Genomic DNA, 16692 nt, shown 5'->3' with positions numbered 1-16692 from the left:
GCAGACCGATTATCCTAGCGGGCGCTTGCAAACTATCTTTTGTTGATGAAACAGTTATTGCTGGACCTGAATGCCCACAATTCCCCTGCCCTGGATACCTTCGTAACCGGGCAGAACGGGGAATTGCTGGCTTTATTGACGCGCGTGGCGCAAGGCGCGGTGAGTGGCCTGGGCGAGCGCTTCATTTATCTCTGGGGTGAAGCCGGCGCCGGCAAATCCCATCTGCTGCGCGCGCTGGCCAGCGTTGAGGGCGCGGCTTACATCGATGGCAACGCCGATGAAGCGGCATTGGCCTACCGGCCGCCACTGCGCCTGTACCTGCTCGACGATGTCGCCAGCCTGTCGCCGGCGTCGCAGATCGCTGCCTTCAGCCTGTTCAACCAGGTGCGCGAACAAGGCGGCGTGCTGGTGGCTGCCGGCCCGCAGCCGCCAGCAGCGCTGGCCGTGCGCGAGGATTTGCGCACCCGCCTCGGCTGGGGCCTGATCTACCAGGTGCAAGGCTTGAGCGATGCCGAAAAGATCGCTGCCCTCGAACACGCCGCTGCCGCGCGCGGCCTGGTGCTGTCGGCCGGCGTGCTGCCCTACCTCATGACGCATTTCAAGCGCGACATGCCTTCCCTGATGGCGATGCTCGATGCGCTGGACTCCTATTCACTGGAAACCAAGCGCCCGATCACGCTGCCGTTGTTGAAAGAACTGATGCTCCATGACGAACCTGGCCCTGTTTGACCTCGACCACACCCTGCTGCCGCTCGATTCGGATTTCGAGTGGGGACAATTCCTCGCCCGCACCGGCGCCGTAGACGCCAACGAACTGGAAAAGCGCAACGCCGACTTTTACCGGCAATACCAGGCCGGCACGCTGGATCCGGTGCTGTACCTGGAATTCGTCTTCGGCCTGCTGGCGCAATTCCCGCGCACGCAGCTCGATGCCTGGCACCGCGAATTCATGGCCGAAGTGATCGCGCCGGCAATCCGGCCGGCGGCGCGCGGCCTGGTGCAAAAGCACCAGGATGCCGGCGACCTGGTGGCCATCATCACCGCCACCAACCGTTTCATCACCGGGCCGATCGCCCGCGAATTCGGCGTCGAGCACCTGATCGCCGCCGAACCGGAGCTGGCGGCCAACGGCGACCTGACCGGCCGCCTGCTCGGCACCCCGCCTTACGGCGCCGGCAAGGTCGTCAATGCGCAAGCCTGGCTGGCCGGGCTGGGCCACACCCTGGAGGGTTTCGAGCGCAGCCATTTCTACAGCGACTCGCAAAACGATATCCCTCTGCTATCCCTGGTCACCGATCCCGTCGCGACCAATCCGAATGCCCGACTCGCCGCTCATGCGCAAGCGCATGGCTGGCCCGTATTACAATTGTTCCATGATTAAAAAATTCATCCGCCGCATCCTCGGCGTCAAGAACAAGGTAATCGACCCGACCCAGCCGGTCGTATTCGACGTCAAGGAACACGGCATCGACCCCAAACTGGTGTCGCCGAACGCCGTCAGGGTCACGCAAACCCTGCAGGAAGCCGGCTTCAAGGCCTTCCTGGTGGGCGGTGCGGTGCGCGACCTGCTGCTGGGGGTCAAGCCCAAGGATTTCGACGTCGCCACCAATGCCACCCCGGACCAGGTCAAGCGCCTGTTCCGGCGCGCTTTCATCATCGGCCGCCGCTTCCAGATCGTGCATGTGATGTTTGGCCAGGAATTGATCGAAGTGACCACCTTCCGCGGCACGACGATGGAGTCGGCGTCCAAGGACGAGCATGGCCGCGTATTACGCGACAACACCTTCGGCGAACAACACGAAGATGCAGTACGGCGCGACTTCACCATCAACGCCATGTACTACGATCCGGCCAGCCAGAGCGTGCTGGATTACCACGAGGGCATGGTCGACATCCGCAGCAAGACACTGCGCATGATCGGCGTGCCGGAAGCACGCTTCCGTGAAGACCCGGTGCGCATGCTGCGCGTGGTGCGCTTCGCCGCCAAGCTTGGTTTCACCATCGACCCCGACACCAGCGCGCCGATGGCGGTGATGGCGCCGCTGATCAACAACGTGCCGGCGGCGCGCCTGTACGATGAAATGCTCAAGCTGCTGATGAGCGGCCATGCGCTGGCTTGCCTCAAACAGTTGCGCAAGGAAGGCCTGCATCACGGCTTGCTGCCGCTGCTGGACGTGGTGCTGGAGCAACCCATGGGCAAAAAATTCGTCACCCTGGCGCTCAACAATACCGACACCCGAGTCCGCCAGGGCAAGCCGGTCTCGCCCGGCTTCCTGTTCGCCGCCCTGCTGTGGCACCAGGTGCTGGAAAAGTGGCAGGCTTACCAGGCCGCTGGCGAATATCCCATTCCCGCCCTGCACCAGGCAGCCGATGACGTGCTGGAATCGCAAGGCGAAAAACTGGCGCTGCAGCGCAAGACCACTTCCGACATGCGCGACCTGTGGGCGATGCAGCCGCGCTTCGAGCGCCGCATCGGCAAATCGCCCTACAAGCTGCTGGAGCATCCGCGCCTGCGCGCCGGCTATGACTTCCTGCTGCTGCGCTGCGAATCGGGCGAGCTCGATGCCGACCTCGGGCAATGGTGGACCGACTTCATGGAAGCCGACGGCTCCGGCCGCGAAACCCTGCTGCAGCAAAAATCGCGTGCCGAAGGCGAAACCGGGGCGGCAAAAAAACGCCGGCGGCGCGGCGGCAGCAAACGCAGCAAGGCGGCCGAAGGCGGCGCGAACCTCAGCAGCGGCGCCAGCGCCGATGGCGGCAATGGCGACATTAGCGGCGGCGCATAATGACCGCCACGGTCAGCGCCTACATCGGCATCGGCGCCAATCTGGGCGATGCGCGCACCCAGGTTGAACAGGCGCTGGCTGCACTGGGGCGGCTGCCGCAGTGCCGGCTGGCCGCGCAATCGAGCCTGTTCCGGACCGCCCCGATCGATGCCGGCGGCGACGATTTCATCAACGCAGTCGCCCGCCTCGACACCGCACTGCCGGCGCAGGACTTGCTCGAACAATTGCAGGCGCTGGAACTGGCGGCCGGGCGCGAACGCCCTTTTCGCAATGCGCCGCGCACGCTGGACCTGGACATCCTGCTGTACGGCGAGCAGATCATCGCCACTTCCAGCCTCCGCGTCCCTCATCCGCGCCTGACCGAACGCGCCTTCGCGCTGATCCCGCTATTGCAGATCGATCCGTTCATCGCCATTCCCGGCGCCGGTCCGGCGCACCAGTTCGCGGCCGGGGTGGCAGGCCAGGCCATCCGGAAAATCTAATTGACCGTGTTCGCGCCGTTTGCCATGCTGTACATGGACCAGCCGTTCAAACTCGACTATGTCTGGGCGGGCCTGTGCCTGATCGGCGCAGTGTATTTCATCTTCCGCGCATGACCCGTATGCGCCTTGCCTGAAACTTGGCGCAGTTTCTTTTATCATTACGACGCCGCAGACAGCAATCTTTCAATTCAGAGGAACCGACATGGCCGGATACGCCCAAGACAACCAGACCGAAGCACGCAGGAAAACAGTCACCATACCGGCGCTGCAAGCCATGCGCGCCGCTGGCGAGAAAATCGCCATGCTGACCTGCTACGATGCCAGCTTTGCGACACTGATGGATCACTGCGGCGTGGATGTGCTGCTGATCGGCGATTCGCTCGGCAATGTCTGCCAGGGCCAATCCTCGACCCTGCCGGTGACGATTGCCGACATGGCTTACCATACCGCCTGCGTGGCACGCGGCAACAAAACCGCGCTGGTGGCAGCGGACCTGCCCTTTGCCACCTACGCGACCAAGGAAACGGCCTTCGACAATGCCGCCAGGCTGATGCAGGCTGGCGCACACATGGTGAAACTCGAAGGCGGTGTCTGGCTGGCAGACACAGTACAATTTCTGACGGAGCGCAGCATCCCTGTATGTGCCCACATCGGCCTGACACCGCAATCGGTGCATGTCCTGGGCGGCAACAAGGTACAGGGCAAGACTGCTGCCGGTGCGGAAAAACTGAAAGCCGACGCCCTCGCCTTGCAGGCCGCTGGCGCGTCGCTCATCGTGCTGGAAGCCATCCCCTCGTTACTGGGCAAGGAAGTCACCGACCTGCTGACGATCCCCACCATCGGCATCGGCGCCGGTCCGGATTGCTCGGGCCAGGTGCTGGTCATGCATGACATGCTGGATGTCTTCCCCGGCAAAAAGGCGCGCTTCGTGCGCAATTTCATGCAGGGTCAGACCAGCATCGATGCCGCTTTCCGCGCCTATGTCGGCGCGGTCAGGGACAAATCCTTCCCGGCGCCCGAACATTGTTTCTGATGCCGGTTCAGTCCGCGCAGTAATCCTCGTAGCGCGCATAACTGGCCTGCAGCATCTCGTCCAGTTCGCCGGGGCCGCTGACGGTCACGCCCAGATCGCGCAACAGGCCATCCTGCAAACCGTAGATCCAGCTATGCACCGTCAGCATCTGGCCGCGCTCCCAGGCATCCTGCACGATGGTGGTCTGGCAGACGTTGGCCACCTGTTCGATCACGTTCAGCTCGCACAGGCGGTTCTGCTTTTCGCGCGTGGGCAATAGCTCGCCCAGGTAACGTTCGTGCTTCTGGTGCACATCCTGCACATGGCGCAGCCAGTTGTCGGCCAGGCCGATGCGGCGTTTGGCCAGCGCCGTATGTACGCCGGAGCAGCCATAGTGACCGCAAACGATCACATGCCTGACGCCTAACACCTCGATGGCGAATTGCAGCACCGACAGGCAGTTCAGGTCGGTATGTGCCACGACATTGGCGATATTGCGATGAACGAACAGTTCCCCTGGCGCCAGTCCGACGATTTCATTGGCGGGCACGCGGCTGTCGGAACAGCCGATCCACAGATATTCGGGCGACTGCTGCCCCAGCAGTTTCTTGAAAAAATCGGCATCCGTCTTCACCATCGACGCTGCCCATTCACTGTTATTGCGAAACAGCGTTGCCAGGCCATCTAGTTTTTGGGTTGTCATCGGCATTCCAATACGGGATTACATGAATAAAAAAACCACACCAATGTTACCAAATCGAAAAAGATAAATGTTACATTAGCAAATCGTTCAACATTCTCGCATGGCGCCCACCTGCAAAGGAAGCACGATTGAAGTTGCCATGTTCACTGGCATTTATCCTTACTGCCTGCCTGATCTTGCCGGTTGCTGCGCCAGCGCTGGCAACGCCTGCCGAGGCAGCCTTGACGTTTGGCGTGATCCGGTCGCGCAGCGCAGTCTTGACCGCACAGCACTGGAACCCGATCCTGCGCTATGTCAGCCAGCGCAGCGGCGTACCGCTCAGGATCAAGCTTGCCAAATCCGGGCCGGAACATGCGGCGATGATCCGCCGTGGCGAACTCGATTTCATCTATTCCAACTATCAATTCGCGCCGGACAATGACACTGTCGGCTATCGCGTGATGGTGCGCCCCCTGACCGGGACGATGCGCAGCCAGATCATCGTCCCGGCAAATTCACCGATCCATTCGCTGGACGCATTACACGGCCGTGACGTCGTCTTCACCTCGCAAGTTGCCTTTGCCGGCTACCAGGTACCGATGGATGCACTGCAACGCGCTGCCATCGCGGTGCGTCCGCAATTTGCCGGGACCATGGAAAGCGTCCTGGGACAGGTGCTGTCAGGACGGGCACAGGCGGCGGCGGTCAGCTCCGAGATCGCCAAGGAGTATGCGTTGCGCAGGAATCTTGCTTATCGCGTGTTATGGAGTTCCGAAGAATATCCCGACATTCCGATTGCCGCGCATCCGGCAGTACCGCCGGAAAAAGTAAACGCAGTGCGTGCTGCGCTGCTGAAGATGGCCGACGATCCGCAAGGTCGGGAAATTCTGGCTGCCAGCGCGCCACTGTTCGGACGCCCGCCCCCCTACGGTTTTGCTGCCGCCAGCGACAGTGAATATAATCAAATGCGCCGCTTTTACCAGCAGCGGCTGGCGCCGCAGGACAAGCCATGACCATGACCCGCGTTCGCCCCTGGCGCAATCTCAGCCTGTCCGTCCGCATCAAGCTGGCGTCCGGGGCCTTGCTTGCCATCGTCGGCAGCGCCTATTTTTCACTTGATCTGCACAATGCAATCGATTTCCAGCGCAGCAACCTGGAACAGGGCTTGCAATATGAACTGGATTTCCTGGCGCCGGCGCTGGCCGAACCGGCGCTGACTGGCGATTATGCGCTGATCCAGCAATTGCTGGATCAGCGCGTGCGGCAACCAGCGATACAGAGCATCGTCTGGGTCGATAGCGGCGGCCACCGCCTGCACAATGCGGCCGTCGCCACCGACGATACAAGGCTGGCGGCCCCCAGCTGGTTTGCGCGCTGGCTGGACTTTCCTGGCTTTGCGCGAGCCAAGGAAATCAGTGTCGGCGGCGAGACCTATGGCCGCATCCAGGTCGTAATGGCCGCCACGACGGCCGTCAACCAGATCTGGCAGCAAATGCTCAGCAAACTGGGGAACCTGCTTCTAAGCATTGCCACCCTGTTTACCCTGCTCGGCGCGCTGGTCTCGAACGGACTGCGGCCGCTGTACGCACTGAAGAAAGCCGCGCAACAATTCGGCCAGGGCGACCACGCGCTACGCATCACGCCCAGCGGCCCGCCGGAAATGCAGGCATGCATACACGCATTCAACAACATGGCTGCCAATATCGAGCACCTGTTCGGCTCGCTGCGCGCCAGTGGCGCGCGCAACCGTTTGCTGGCGGTGATCGTCGAACAATCGAATGTGCCGATCATCACCACGGATTTGCAAGGCAACATTACCAGCTGGAACCCGGCAGCGGCGGCCCTGTATGGCTACACGGCAGAGGAAGTGACTGGCCAGCCATCCAGCGTGCTGCACCTGCCGGGGGCGACCGGCGAATTCGAGGAAACCCTGGCGCGCACCAGAGCCGCGCAGCCGAGCAGCTTCGAAGCGCAGCGCATCGCCCGGAATGGCCTGGTGCTCGATGTACTGACCAGCGTATCCCCCTTGTACGACGAAGATAGCCGCCATATCGGCGAAATCGGTATCTCACGCAACATCACCCGGCAAAAGCGCGCCGAAGCGGCGTTAGCCAAAGAAAAGGAGCGTGCCCAAGTGACCCTGGCCTCGATCGCCGATGCGGTGGTCACCACCGATACGTCCGGCAACGTCGATTACCTGAACCCAGTCGCGGAAAAGCTGCTCGGCTGGCGTTTGGATGAAGCCTTTGGCCATGCCTTGAGCAAAATTTTCCAGGGCATCGACGAGGTCAGCGGCGAGCCAATCGATAACCCGGTTGACCTGGTGTTGCAACAACACCTGCAGGCGGAAGTGCGCGGCGATGCCGTGCTGGTGTCGCGCCATGGTGTGCGTTTTCCGATCGAGCACTCGGCGGCGCCGATTTGCAGCCACGAGGGCCAGAGTATCGGTGCGGTGCTGGTGTTTCGCGACGTCAGCGCTTCGCGCAACTTGGCGCGGCAGCTCTCCTGGCAAGCCAGCCATGACGCCCTGACCGCGCTGGTCAACCGCCGCGAATTCGAACGCCGGCTGGAGTCCCTGATCGGCAGCGCCGACGAGTTCGGCCGCCAGCACGCCCTGCTCTACATGGACCTGGACCAGTTCAAGGTCGTCAACGACACCAGCGGCCACAACGCCGGCGACGAGTTGCTGCGTCAGCTGGGCGCGCTGCTCAATGGCCGCATTCGTGGCGCGGATACGCTGGCGCGCCTGGGCGGCGACGAATTTGGCGTATTGCTGGCCGACTGTCCGCTGGACCGGGCGATGGAAGTTGCCGAGACCCTGCGTCTGACGGTGGCGGAGTTTCGTTTCCTCTGGCAAGACAAGTCCTTCGCCATCGGCGTGTCGATTGGCGTGGTGGCAATCGCCGGCCGGCGCGAAGGCAATGCCGACATCATGGGCGTGGCCGATGCCGCCTGCTATGCGGCCAAGGACAAGGGCCGCAACCAGGTGCAGGCGAGCCCGAACACGCGCGAACTGAACCAGCGCCGCGGCGAAATGCTGTGGGTTGCCCGCATCAACAGCGCCCTCGAGGAAAACCGCTTCCGCCTGCACTACCAGCGCATCGTGCCGATACAGGAAGACGATGCAGGCGGCGCGCACTATGAAGCCTTGCTGCGCATGCTCGACCAGGACGGCAACGTGGTGCCGCCAATGAGCTTCATCCCCGCCGCCGAGCGCTACAACCTGATGCGCGCGCTCGACCGCCGGGTCGTCTGCATGGCGTTCGAGGAATGCCGCCAGCGCGGCCAGGGTGCGACGCCAGCGCCAATGATTTCGATCAACCTGTCGGGCGACTCGCTGAGCGATCCCTTGCTGCTCGCATTCCTGAAAATGCAATTCGCCGACTATGGCATAGATCCGCGCAATATCTGTTTCGAGGTCACCGAGACTGCGGCGATCGCCAACCTTGAACAAGCCAATGCCCTGATGGTCGAACTCAAGAGCATGGGCTGCCGCTTCTCGCTGGACGATTTCGGCAGCGGCCTGTCTTCCTTTGGCTACCTGAAAAGCCTGCCGGTCGATTATCTGAAGATCGACGGCACTTTCGTGCGCGACATGGCGCATGACCGCATCGATGCGGCGATGGTCGAAGCCATCAACAACATCGGCCACGTCATGGGCATCAAGACCATCGCCGAGTGGGTGGAAAACCAGGAAACCCTGGAGGCGTTGCGCGGCATCGGCGTCGATTACGCGCAAGGCTACCTGTTTGGCCGGCCGCAGCCGCTGGCGCAATTGCCGATACCGGAATTCCTGCCGCGGGAAAGTCTTGCGCAACCAGGCCCGCCCGAAAACACGCTGCCACCGGAAGACCAGATCATGGCCGGGTTTTAAAATACAAAACGCCGGCACTCAGGCCGGCGTTTTGGTGGTACGCGGGATTTTTCGCCTTATTCGAAAAAGCCCTTGACCTTGTCCATCCAGGATTTCGATTGCGGGTTGTGCTTCGCACCGCCTTCAGTCGTCAGCCGCTCCAGTTCGCGCAACAGGTCCTTTTGCTTGTCGGTCAGCTTGACCGGCGTCTCCACCACCACATGGCAGAACAGGTCGCCCGGATAACCCGAACGCACCCCCTTGATACCCTTGCCGCGCAGGCGGAAAGTCTTGCCGGTTTGCGTTCCTTCCGGCAGCGAGAAGGATGCCTTGCCGCTCAGGGTCGGTACTTCGACCTCGCCGCCCAGCGCCGCCTTGGCGAAGGAGATCGGTATCTCGCAGTGCAGGTCATCGCCGTCGCGCTGGAATACCGCGTGCTGCTTGATATGAATTTCGACATACAGGTCGCCCGGCGGGCCGCCATTCATGCCCGGCTCGCCATTGCCGCTTGAGCGGATGCGCATGCCATCATCGATACCGGCAGGGATCTTCACTTCCAGCGTCTTGTTGCGCTTGATGCGCCCGGCACCCGCGCAGGCGGTGCAAGGCTCGGGGATGATCTTGCCGGTACCGTGGCATTTCGGGCAGGTTTGCTGGATGCTGAAGAAACCCTGCTGCATGCGCACCTGGCCATGACCGCCGCAAGTCGGGCAGGTGGCCGGGTGGGTGCCCGGCTTGGCGCCGCTACCATGGCAGACATCACAGCCATCCCACGACGGCACGCGGATGGTGGTATCGAAGCCGTGCGCGGCCTGTTCCAGGCTGATGTCGAGGTTGTAGCGCAGGTCGGCGCCACGATAGACTTGCGGGCCGCCAGCGCCGCCGCGACCGCCGCGGGCATTGCCGAAGATGTCACCGAAAATGTCGCCAAAAGCATCGGCGAAGCCGCCGGCGCCAGCACCGCCACCGCCGGCGCCCATGTTGGGGTCGACCCCCGCATGGCCGTAGCGGTCATAGGCATCCCGCTTTTGCGGATCCGACAGCATCTCGTAGGCTTCCTTGGCCTCCTTGAATTTCTCTTCGGCCCCCTTGCTGTCCGGATTGCGGTCCGGATGGTGTTTCATTGCGAGCTTGCGATACGCTTTCTTGATTTCCTCATCCGAAGCGTTCTTGCCCACTCCCAAAACTTCGTAAAAATCTCGCTTTGCCATTTTGTCGGCACCTTATTATTTCAAAACCAATTTCGTGAAACTGCCGGCTGGCAGGCTTCCTGAAATGGGCTCTGCCTGAACGGAAAACGCCGAGCCGGGGGCCGTAACGGCCACATCGACTCGGCGCGCCGCCGCGCGCCGGGAATTTCTTCCCGCCGCGCGGCCAGTTGCGGCTTACTTGTCCTTGACTTCCTTGAAGTCGGCATCCACCACGTCGTCCTCGGCCGGCTTGGCTTCTTGCTGTTGTGAACCGCTACCACCTTCCGCCCCGCCGCCAGCCGCGGTCTGCTGCGCCTGGGCATCAGCATACATCTTCTCGCCAAGCTTTTGCGCCGCCGTGGATAGTGCCGTCACCTTGGCTTCGATATCGGCCTTGTCATTGCCTTTCAGGCTGGCTTCCAGATCCTTGATGGCCGACTCGATCTTTTCCTTCTCGCCGGCATCCAGCTTGTCGCCGTATTCACCCAGTGCCTTGCGCGTGGAGTGCACCAGCGCATCGCCCTGGTTGTGTACTTCGGCCAGCTCCTTGAGGCGCTTGTCTTCCTCGGCATTGGCCTCGGCGTCGCGCACCATCTTCTGGATTTCCTCTTCCGTCAGGCCGGAATTGGCCTTGATGGTGATCTTGTTTTCCTTGCCGGAAGCCTTGTCTTTCGCGTTCACGTGCAGGATGCCGTTGGCGTCGATGTCGAAGGTCACTTCGATCTGCGGCGTGCCGCGTGCTGCCGGCGGAATGCCTTCGAGGTTGAATTCGCCCAGGCCCTTGTTGCCGGCGGCCATTTCACGCTCGCCCTGGTAGACCTTGATGGTCACCGCCGGCTGATTGTCGTCGGCGGTCGAGAACACCTGGCTGAACTTGGTCGGAATCGTGGTGTTCTTCTGGATCATCTTGGTCATCACGCCGCCCAGGGTCTCGATACCCAGCGACAGCGGGGTCACGTCCAGCAGCAGCAAGTCCTTGCGATCGCCCGACAGGACCGAACCCTGGATGGCTGCGCCAACGGCAACGGCTTCGTCCGGATTGACATCCTTGCGCGGATCCTTGCCAAAGAATTCCCGGACTTTTTCCTGCACCATCGGCATGCGGGTCTGGCCGCCGACCAGGATGATGTCGTCGATATCGGAAACCTTGACGCCGGCATCCTTGATGGCGGTGCGGCACGGCTCGATGGTGCGGGCGACCAGCTCTTCGACCAGCGATTCCAGCTTGGCGCGGGTGATCTTCAGGTTCAGGTGGACCGGCGCGCCATTGACCATGGCAATGTACGGCTCGTTGATCTCGGTCTGCTGCGACGACGACAGTTCGATCTTGGCGCGCTCGGCGGAAGCCTTGATGCGCTGCAGGGCGATGGCATCCTTGGAGAGATCGAGGCCGTTGATCTTCTTGAACTCGTCGATGATGTAATCGATCATGCGCTGGTCGAAGTCTTCGCCGCCGAGGAAGGTGTCGCCGTTGGTGGACAGCACCTCGAACTGCTTTTCGCCATCGACGTCGGCGATTTCAATGATGGAGACGTCGAAAGTGCCGCCGCCCAGATCATACACGGCGATCTTGCGGTCGCCCTTTTCGGTCTTGTCGAGGCCAAACGCCAGCGCTGCCGCGGTCGGCTCGTTGATGATGCGCTTCACATCGAGACCGGCGATACGGCCGGCGTCCTTGGTGGCCTGGCGCTGGGCGTCGTTGAAGTAGGCCGGCACCGTCACCACGGCTTCGGTGACTTCCTCGCCGAGGTAGTCTTCGGCGGTCTTTTTCATCTTGCGCAGGACTTCGGCGGAAATCTGCGGCGGCGCCAGCTTCTTGTCGCGCACCGTCACCCAGGCGTCGCCATTGTCGGCCTTGCTGATCGCATAAGGCATCAGGCTGATGTCCTTCTGCACTTCCTTTTCATCGAACTTGCGGCCGATCAGACGCTTGACGGCATACAGCGTGTTTTTCGGATTGGTCACCGCCTGGCGCTTGGCCGGCGCGCCGACCAGGATTTCGCCATCGTCCTGGTAAGCGATGACGGAAGGCGTGGTGCGCGCGCCCTCGGAGTTTTCAATCACTTTCGGCTGGCCGCCTTCCATGACGGAAACGCATGAATTGGTGGTGCCCAGGTCGATACCGATAATCTTGCCCATGATTTTGTCCTTTTATAGCTGGATAACAGATTCTGATGTCGTCAATATGTGGAGAAATGCCGTACTTTCAAGCGCCTTCCGCAAAATTACGCTTATTTTTCTTGCGCAACCGTCACCAGGGCCGGGCGCAGCAGGCGGTCGGCGATGGTATAGCCTTTTTGCAGCACACTGACCACGGTATTGGCTTCCTGCTCGGCCGGCACCATCGAAATCGCCTGGTGCTTCATGGGGTCGAGCTTGTCGCCGGCTTGCGGATTAACCTCGGCCAGACGGCCCTTGTCAAACGCGGCATTCAATTGTTTCAAGGTCATTTCGACCCCCTCCCGCAGGGATTCGACCGAAGGCGCTTCGACTTTCAGTGCCATTTCCAGACTATCCTTGACCGGCACCAGGGCTTCGGCAAAACCCTCGATGGCGAATTTATGCGCCTTGGCAATGTCTTCCTGGGCGCGGCGGCGGAAATTCTCGACATCGGCCTTGGCCCGCAAATAGGCATCCTGGAATTCCGCCGCCTTGGCTTCGGCAGCGGCCAGTTTTTCCGCCAGATCCTGCTCGGCCACGCCAGCGCCAGTTTCCGCGGCGATCGTCTCTTCCTCTATGCCGACTTCCGGCCCAGTTTGTTTTTCCTGTTCTTGCATCGAAACCCCTCCAACAATCAATGACTTAAATAACAATTTTAGCCATATGGGACTATTTTCGGCATTTTCAAGCCCCCTCTGCCTATTGCAGCGCCGCCTACTGCACCGCACCCAGGCGCCGCGCCTGCTCCCGACTGATGGCCAATTCGCGCGCTTGCGCATCGCGGGCAGCAGCATTGGACATGGTCGGCCATCCCAACAAATGCTCCTCAGCAATATCAGTCAAGGCATGGATCCAGGCCGGATTTTCATTCAAGCAAGGAATGTAGTGAAATTCACGCCCGCCAGCGTCGAGAAAATCCTGCCGGACTTCCATATCGATTTCCTCCAGGGTTTCCAGGCAATCGGCGACAAAACCCGGGCACATCACATCGACGCGCCTGATGCCCTGCTGCGCCAGTCGTCGCAAGGTAGGCGCGGTATAAGGCTGCAGCCATTCGGCCTTGCCAAAGCGCGACTGGAAGGTCACGAGGTATTGCTCGTCAGTCAGGCCAAGTTGCGTTGCCACCAGGCGCGCCGTCTTGTGGCATTCGCAATGGTAAGGGTCGCCCAGTTCCAGCGTGCGCCGGGGCACGCCATGAAAACTCATGACCAGCTTGTCGGGCCGGCCATGCGCGTCCCAGTGCGCCAGCACCGAATGCTTCAACGCTTCGATATAGGCTTCATGGTCATGATAATGCCTGACCAGACGCAGCTCCGGCACGTTGCGCTGGGCGGCGTAATGGGCGAATACCGCATCATAGACCGATGCGGTGGTACTGCCGGCATACTGCGGATAGGCTGGCAACACCAGGATGCGGCTGCAGCCCTGTTCCTGCAACTGTTGCAAGACCTGCGGCAGGGAGGGCGCGCCATAGCGCATCGCATGCGCGACTTGCACCTGATGGCCGCGTTCGCCCAGATAGCCGCGCAGGAGCATGGCCTGCTTTTCAGTATGGACCTTCAGCGGCGAGCCATCGGCGCCCCAGATCGACGCATACTTGGCGGCCGACCTGGCGGAGCGAAACGGCAGGATGATGCCATGCAGGATCGGCGCCCACAGCGCCCTGGGAATCTCCACCACACGCGGATCGGACAGGAATTGCTTCAGGTAGCGTCGCACCGCAGGCGCGGTCGGCGCATCCGGCGTGCCAAGGTTGACCAGCACGACCGCGGTCTGTTCCGCCGTGCCATGGGTATAGGGGGGTTCTTTGCGAAAAGCCATCTGTTCTCGATTCGACAGGATCAGGTGAAATGAAGTGCACGACGGCGCGCAGGATGCCGTGCCGAGCGGCATGCGGCTAGAGCGCCAACAGTTCCCTGGCGTGCTTGCGGGTCGTCGCCGTGATTTCCAGGCCGCCCAGCATGCGGGCGATTTCCTCGATACGCGCAGTTGTCTCCAGCACCGCGATGCCGGACACTGTCTTGCCGCCTGCATTGCGCTTGCTGACCTGAAAATGCTGGTTGGCCTGGCTGGCTACTTGCGGCAAATGGGTGACGCACAGGACTTGCCGGTCCTGCCCGAGACGGCGCAGCAAACGACCGACCACCTCGGCAACGCCGCCGCCGATGCCGGAATCGACCTCATCGAAAATCAGGGTCGGGGTTGCCGTCGCGCTCGAAGTGATCACCGAGATCGCCAGAGAAATGCGCGCCAGTTCGCCGCCGGAAGCGACCTTGGCCAGCGGCCGCGGCTGGGTGCCGGCGTGGCCGGCCACCAGGAATTCAACCTGTTCCAGGCCATGCGCAGCCGGCTCGCCCGGATTCAACGCCACCTCGAAGCGGCCGCCCGCCATGCTCAAGTCCTGCATCGCCGATGTCACTGCCGCGCCCAGCGCCTTGGCGGCCTTGGCGCGCGCCTTTGACAGCTTCTGCGCGGCCGCCAGATAAGCCGACTTCAACTTTTCTTCCTGCGCCTTCAGCGCGTCCAGGTCGCTGGCGTCGGCCAGCTGCCGCAATTGCGCCGACAGGCTTTCCAGCTCGGCCTGCAAGGCCTCCGGCTCGACGTGGAACTTGCGCGCCGTCGCATGCAGATCCCCCATGCGACGCTCGACTTCCTGCAGCCGTTGCGGGTCGAGTTCCAGCCGGTCGAGATAATCGTTCAATGCATACACCGCTTCCTGCAACTGGATGCGGGCCGGCTCCAGCACTTCCAACACCGGTTTCAGGGCTTCGTCGATATCGGCCAGTTTCGCCAGCCGCTGGTTCAGCGTCGACAGGCGTGCCAGCATCGGCTCGTCCTCGGCCTCGGAAATCGCCGTCAGCGCTTCCTGGGCGCCATCGATCAGGGTAGCGGCATGCGACAGGCGGCTGTATTCCTGGTTCACCTCATCCCATTCGCCGGCTTTCGGCGCCAGCTTTTCCAGCTCGCCCACCTGCCACTCCAGGCGCTCGCGCTCGAGCAGCACGCTTCTGGCATTGCCCTCGATTTCCTCGCGCTGCCGGGCCAGCGCGCGCCAGGCTTTCCAGGCGGCGGCGACCGCCCTGGCCTCCTCCAGCAAACCGCCCTGACCATCGAGCAAGCGGCGTTGGCCGTCGGCTTTCAGCAAGGACTGGTGCGCATGCTGGCCATGGATATCGACCAGCAATTCGCCCAGCTCGCGCAATTGCGTGGCGGTGGCGGCGATGCCGTTGATGTAGGCCTTGGAACGGCCGGCATTGTCGATCACGCGGCGCACCAGGATGGCGCCGTCGTCACGATTGAATTCATTCTCCGCCAACCAGGCGGCAGTTTCGGCGCCGTCGGCGAATTCCGCCGTGATATCGGCGCGCGCCGCGCCTTCGCGCACCACGCTGGCGTCGCCGCGGCCGCCCAGCGCCAGCGCCAGGGCATCGATCAGGATCGATTTGCCGGCGCCGGTTTCGCCGGTAAATACGGTAAAACCGCCGGCCAGGTCGAGCTCGATGGCATCGACGATGACGAAATCGCGTATGGAAAGTGTGCGCAGCATAGTTGTTATTTTAACTTTCCTTCGGCCGAGGGATATTCGTGCCAGTGCAATTTTTCGCGCAGGGTATCGAAATAACTCCATCCGGACGGATGCAGAAAGGTGATGACATGGCGCGAGCGGCGCACCACCACGCGGTCATGGTGCTGCAGGCTGGCGAAGGTTTGCATATCGAAGTTGACGCTGATATCGCGGCCATTGACGATTTCAATCACGATCTCGCTACTGTCCGACAGCACGATCGGCCGGTTCGACAAGGCGTGCGGGGCGATCGGCACCATCGCAATGCCGCCCAGGTTCGGATGCAGCAAGGGTCCGCCGGCCGACAAGGCATAGGCGGTGGAGCCGGTGGGCGTGGCCACGATCAAGCCATCCGAGCGCTGGTTATACATGAAGTGGCCATCGACTTCGACCCGCAATTCCACCATGCCGGCGCCGCTGCCGCGCGAGACCACCACATCGTTGAAGGCCAGCCCCTGGAAAATATTGACGCCGTCGCGCAAGACTTCACCCTCCAGCAGACTGCGCTGTTCCGATTCGATTTTGCCTGACAACATGTCAGCCAGTACAGGCATCATGCGCTCGGCCGGGATATCGGTCATGAAACCCAGGCGCCCCTGGTTAATCCCGATCAAGGGCACATTGTAAGGCGCCAGTTGCCGGGCGATCCCCAGCATGGTGCCGTCGCCGCCAACCACGATGGCGGCATCGGCTTGCAGGCCGATTTGTTCCGGAGAAAGCGCGGTTACATGGTCGAGGGCAATATTGCGGGCAGTCTCAGCCTCAAACACCACTTTGTGCCCGATGCTGGCCAGGAAAGCAGCAATTTCCATCAAAGAATCGCCAATACCAGCGGCCATCGGCTTGCCGACGATGGCAATGGTCTTGACGTGAGTAGAAGAGAACTTGTTTGATAGCATGGTGCGGATTAGACCATATTTATGGCCAGTCTTGAAAGATGGCATACAAGCACCCATTTAGTA

At 61.7% G+C, this 16692-nt stretch carries 14 protein-coding genes and 1 pseudogene; 8 read left to right on the top strand and 7 right to left on the bottom strand.

What is annotated here, in order from left to right:
* Positions 1 to 45: 45 nt before the first annotated feature.
* The 6 genes and pseudogenes from hda to panB all read left to right on the top strand — a co-directional run bounded on the left by hda (position 46) and on the right by panB (position 4301).
* Positions 46 to 729, top strand: coding sequence for a DnaA regulatory inactivator Hda (hda, locus tag D3878_RS21350; RefSeq protein ID WP_119787305.1), 684 nt, complete (start codon positions 46 to 48; stop codon positions 727 to 729).
* Positions 707 to 1381, top strand: a complete 675-nt coding sequence (locus D3878_RS21345; protein WP_119787304.1) for a histidinol-phosphatase — start codon at positions 707 to 709, stop codon at positions 1379 to 1381. The genes hda and D3878_RS21345 overlap by 23 nt, the downstream gene beginning before the upstream one ends.
* Positions 1374 to 2786, top strand: a complete 1413-nt coding sequence (pcnB, locus tag D3878_RS21340; RefSeq protein WP_119787303.1) for a polynucleotide adenylyltransferase PcnB — start codon at positions 1374 to 1376, stop codon at positions 2784 to 2786. The genes D3878_RS21345 and pcnB overlap by 8 nt, the downstream gene beginning before the upstream one ends.
* Positions 2786 to 3268 (top strand): 2-amino-4-hydroxy-6-hydroxymethyldihydropteridine diphosphokinase, encoded by a 483-nt coding sequence (gene folK, locus D3878_RS21335; RefSeq protein WP_119787302.1) that lies wholly within the window; start codon positions 2786 to 2788, stop codon positions 3266 to 3268. Before pcnB ends, folK begins: the two co-directional genes overlap by 1 nt.
* Positions 3269 to 3382 (top strand): annotated as a pseudogene (locus D3878_RS21330) (DMT family protein); the annotation flags it as partial.
* Positions 3383 to 3470: 88 nt separating this feature from the next.
* Entirely contained in the window at positions 3471 to 4301 is an 831-nt protein-coding gene (gene panB / locus D3878_RS21325; protein WP_119787300.1) for a 3-methyl-2-oxobutanoate hydroxymethyltransferase, read from the top strand.
* Positions 4302 to 4308: 7 nt separating this feature from the next.
* Here the strand turns inward: panB and can are convergent, their stop codons facing one another.
* On the bottom strand, positions 4309 to 4983 hold the full coding sequence (gene can, locus D3878_RS21320) for a carbonate dehydratase (protein ID WP_119787299.1): 675 nt from the start codon (positions 4981 to 4983) through the stop codon (positions 4309 to 4311).
* A 128-nt stretch (positions 4984 to 5111) separates the two neighbouring features.
* Here can and D3878_RS21315 point away from each other — a divergent pair, with 128 nt between their 5' ends.
* Entirely contained in the window at positions 5112 to 5975 is an 864-nt protein-coding gene (locus D3878_RS21315; protein WP_158592345.1) for a phosphate/phosphite/phosphonate ABC transporter substrate-binding protein, read from the top strand.
* Positions 5972 to 8836 carry an EAL domain-containing protein gene (locus tag D3878_RS21310; RefSeq protein ID WP_119787297.1) on the top strand — a complete coding sequence of 955 codons (2865 nt, stop codon included), beginning with the start codon at positions 5972 to 5974 and terminating at the stop codon, positions 8834 to 8836. Before D3878_RS21315 ends, D3878_RS21310 begins: the two co-directional genes overlap by 4 nt.
* A gap of 56 nt (positions 8837 to 8892) precedes the next feature.
* Here D3878_RS21310 and dnaJ read toward each other — a convergent pair whose 3' ends face one another.
* From dnaJ to D3878_RS21280, 6 genes are all read right to left on the bottom strand, one after another.
* On the bottom strand, positions 8893 to 10026 hold the full coding sequence (gene dnaJ / locus D3878_RS21305; RefSeq protein ID WP_119787296.1) for a molecular chaperone DnaJ: 1134 nt from the start codon (positions 10024 to 10026) through the stop codon (positions 8893 to 8895).
* A 174-nt stretch (positions 10027 to 10200) separates the two neighbouring features.
* Positions 10201 to 12144 carry a molecular chaperone DnaK gene (gene dnaK / locus D3878_RS21300; protein WP_119787295.1) on the bottom strand — a complete coding sequence of 648 codons (1944 nt, stop codon included), beginning with the start codon at positions 12142 to 12144 and terminating at the stop codon, positions 10201 to 10203.
* Between the two features lie 92 nt (positions 12145 to 12236).
* The gene (gene grpE / locus D3878_RS21295) at positions 12237 to 12782 is read right to left on the bottom strand and encodes a nucleotide exchange factor GrpE (RefSeq protein ID WP_119787294.1); all 546 of its coding nucleotides are present in this window, start codon (positions 12780 to 12782) and stop codon (positions 12237 to 12239) included.
* Positions 12783 to 12879: 97 nt separating this feature from the next.
* Positions 12880 to 13986 carry a ferrochelatase gene (gene hemH / locus D3878_RS21290; RefSeq protein WP_119788067.1) on the bottom strand — a complete coding sequence of 369 codons (1107 nt, stop codon included), beginning with the start codon at positions 13984 to 13986 and terminating at the stop codon, positions 12880 to 12882.
* Positions 13987 to 14062: 76 nt separating this feature from the next.
* A complete protein-coding gene (gene recN, locus D3878_RS21285; RefSeq protein WP_119787293.1) occupies positions 14063 to 15712 on the bottom strand; it encodes a DNA repair protein RecN in 1650 nt (549 codons plus the stop codon).
* Positions 15713 to 15717: 5 nt separating this feature from the next.
* Positions 15718 to 16629 (bottom strand): NAD kinase, encoded by a 912-nt coding sequence (locus D3878_RS21280; RefSeq protein WP_119787292.1) that lies wholly within the window; start codon positions 16627 to 16629, stop codon positions 15718 to 15720.
* Between the last annotated feature and the right edge of the window lie 63 nt (positions 16630 to 16692).

Origin of the sequence: Noviherbaspirillum sedimenti, from assembly GCF_003590835.1 — a bacterium.
Taxonomy (GTDB): domain Bacteria; phylum Pseudomonadota; class Gammaproteobacteria; order Burkholderiales; family Burkholderiaceae_D; genus Paucimonas; species Paucimonas sedimenti.
Note: the sequence above shows the minus strand (reverse complement) of the source record. Positions and strands in the feature narration are given on the sequence as shown.

Excerpts from the sequence above, each read along its gene's own strand:
- D3878_RS21345 (WP_119787304.1), top strand. The coding sequence starts at position 707 with ATGACGAACCTGGCCCTGTTTGACCTCGACCACACCCTGCTGCCGCTC.
- dnaK (WP_119787295.1), bottom strand. The coding sequence starts at position 12,144 with ATGGGCAAGATTATCGGTATCGACCTGGGCACCACCAATTCATGCGTT.
- hda (WP_119787305.1), top strand. The coding sequence starts at position 46 with ATGAAACAGTTATTGCTGGACCTGAATGCCCACAATTCCCCTGCCCTG.
- grpE (WP_119787294.1), bottom strand. The coding sequence starts at position 12,782 with ATGCAAGAACAGGAAAAACAAACTGGGCCGGAAGTCGGCATAGAGGAA.
- can (WP_119787299.1), bottom strand. The coding sequence starts at position 4,983 with ATGACAACCCAAAAACTAGATGGCCTGGCAACGCTGTTTCGCAATAAC.
- pcnB (WP_119787303.1), top strand. The coding sequence starts at position 1,374 with ATGATTAAAAAATTCATCCGCCGCATCCTCGGCGTCAAGAACAAGGTA.
- D3878_RS21280 (WP_119787292.1), bottom strand. The coding sequence starts at position 16,629 with ATGCTATCAAACAAGTTCTCTTCTACTCACGTCAAGACCATTGCCATC.
- folK (WP_119787302.1), top strand. The coding sequence starts at position 2,786 with ATGACCGCCACGGTCAGCGCCTACATCGGCATCGGCGCCAATCTGGGC.
- D3878_RS21310 (WP_119787297.1), top strand. The coding sequence starts at position 5,972 with ATGACCATGACCCGCGTTCGCCCCTGGCGCAATCTCAGCCTGTCCGTC.
- recN (WP_119787293.1), bottom strand. The coding sequence starts at position 15,712 with ATGCTGCGCACACTTTCCATACGCGATTTCGTCATCGTCGATGCCATC.
- panB (WP_119787300.1), top strand. The coding sequence starts at position 3,471 with ATGGCCGGATACGCCCAAGACAACCAGACCGAAGCACGCAGGAAAACA.
- hemH (WP_119788067.1), bottom strand. The coding sequence starts at position 13,986 with ATGGCTTTTCGCAAAGAACCCCCCTATACCCATGGCACGGCGGAACAG.
- dnaJ (WP_119787296.1), bottom strand. The coding sequence starts at position 10,026 with ATGGCAAAGCGAGATTTTTACGAAGTTTTGGGAGTGGGCAAGAACGCT.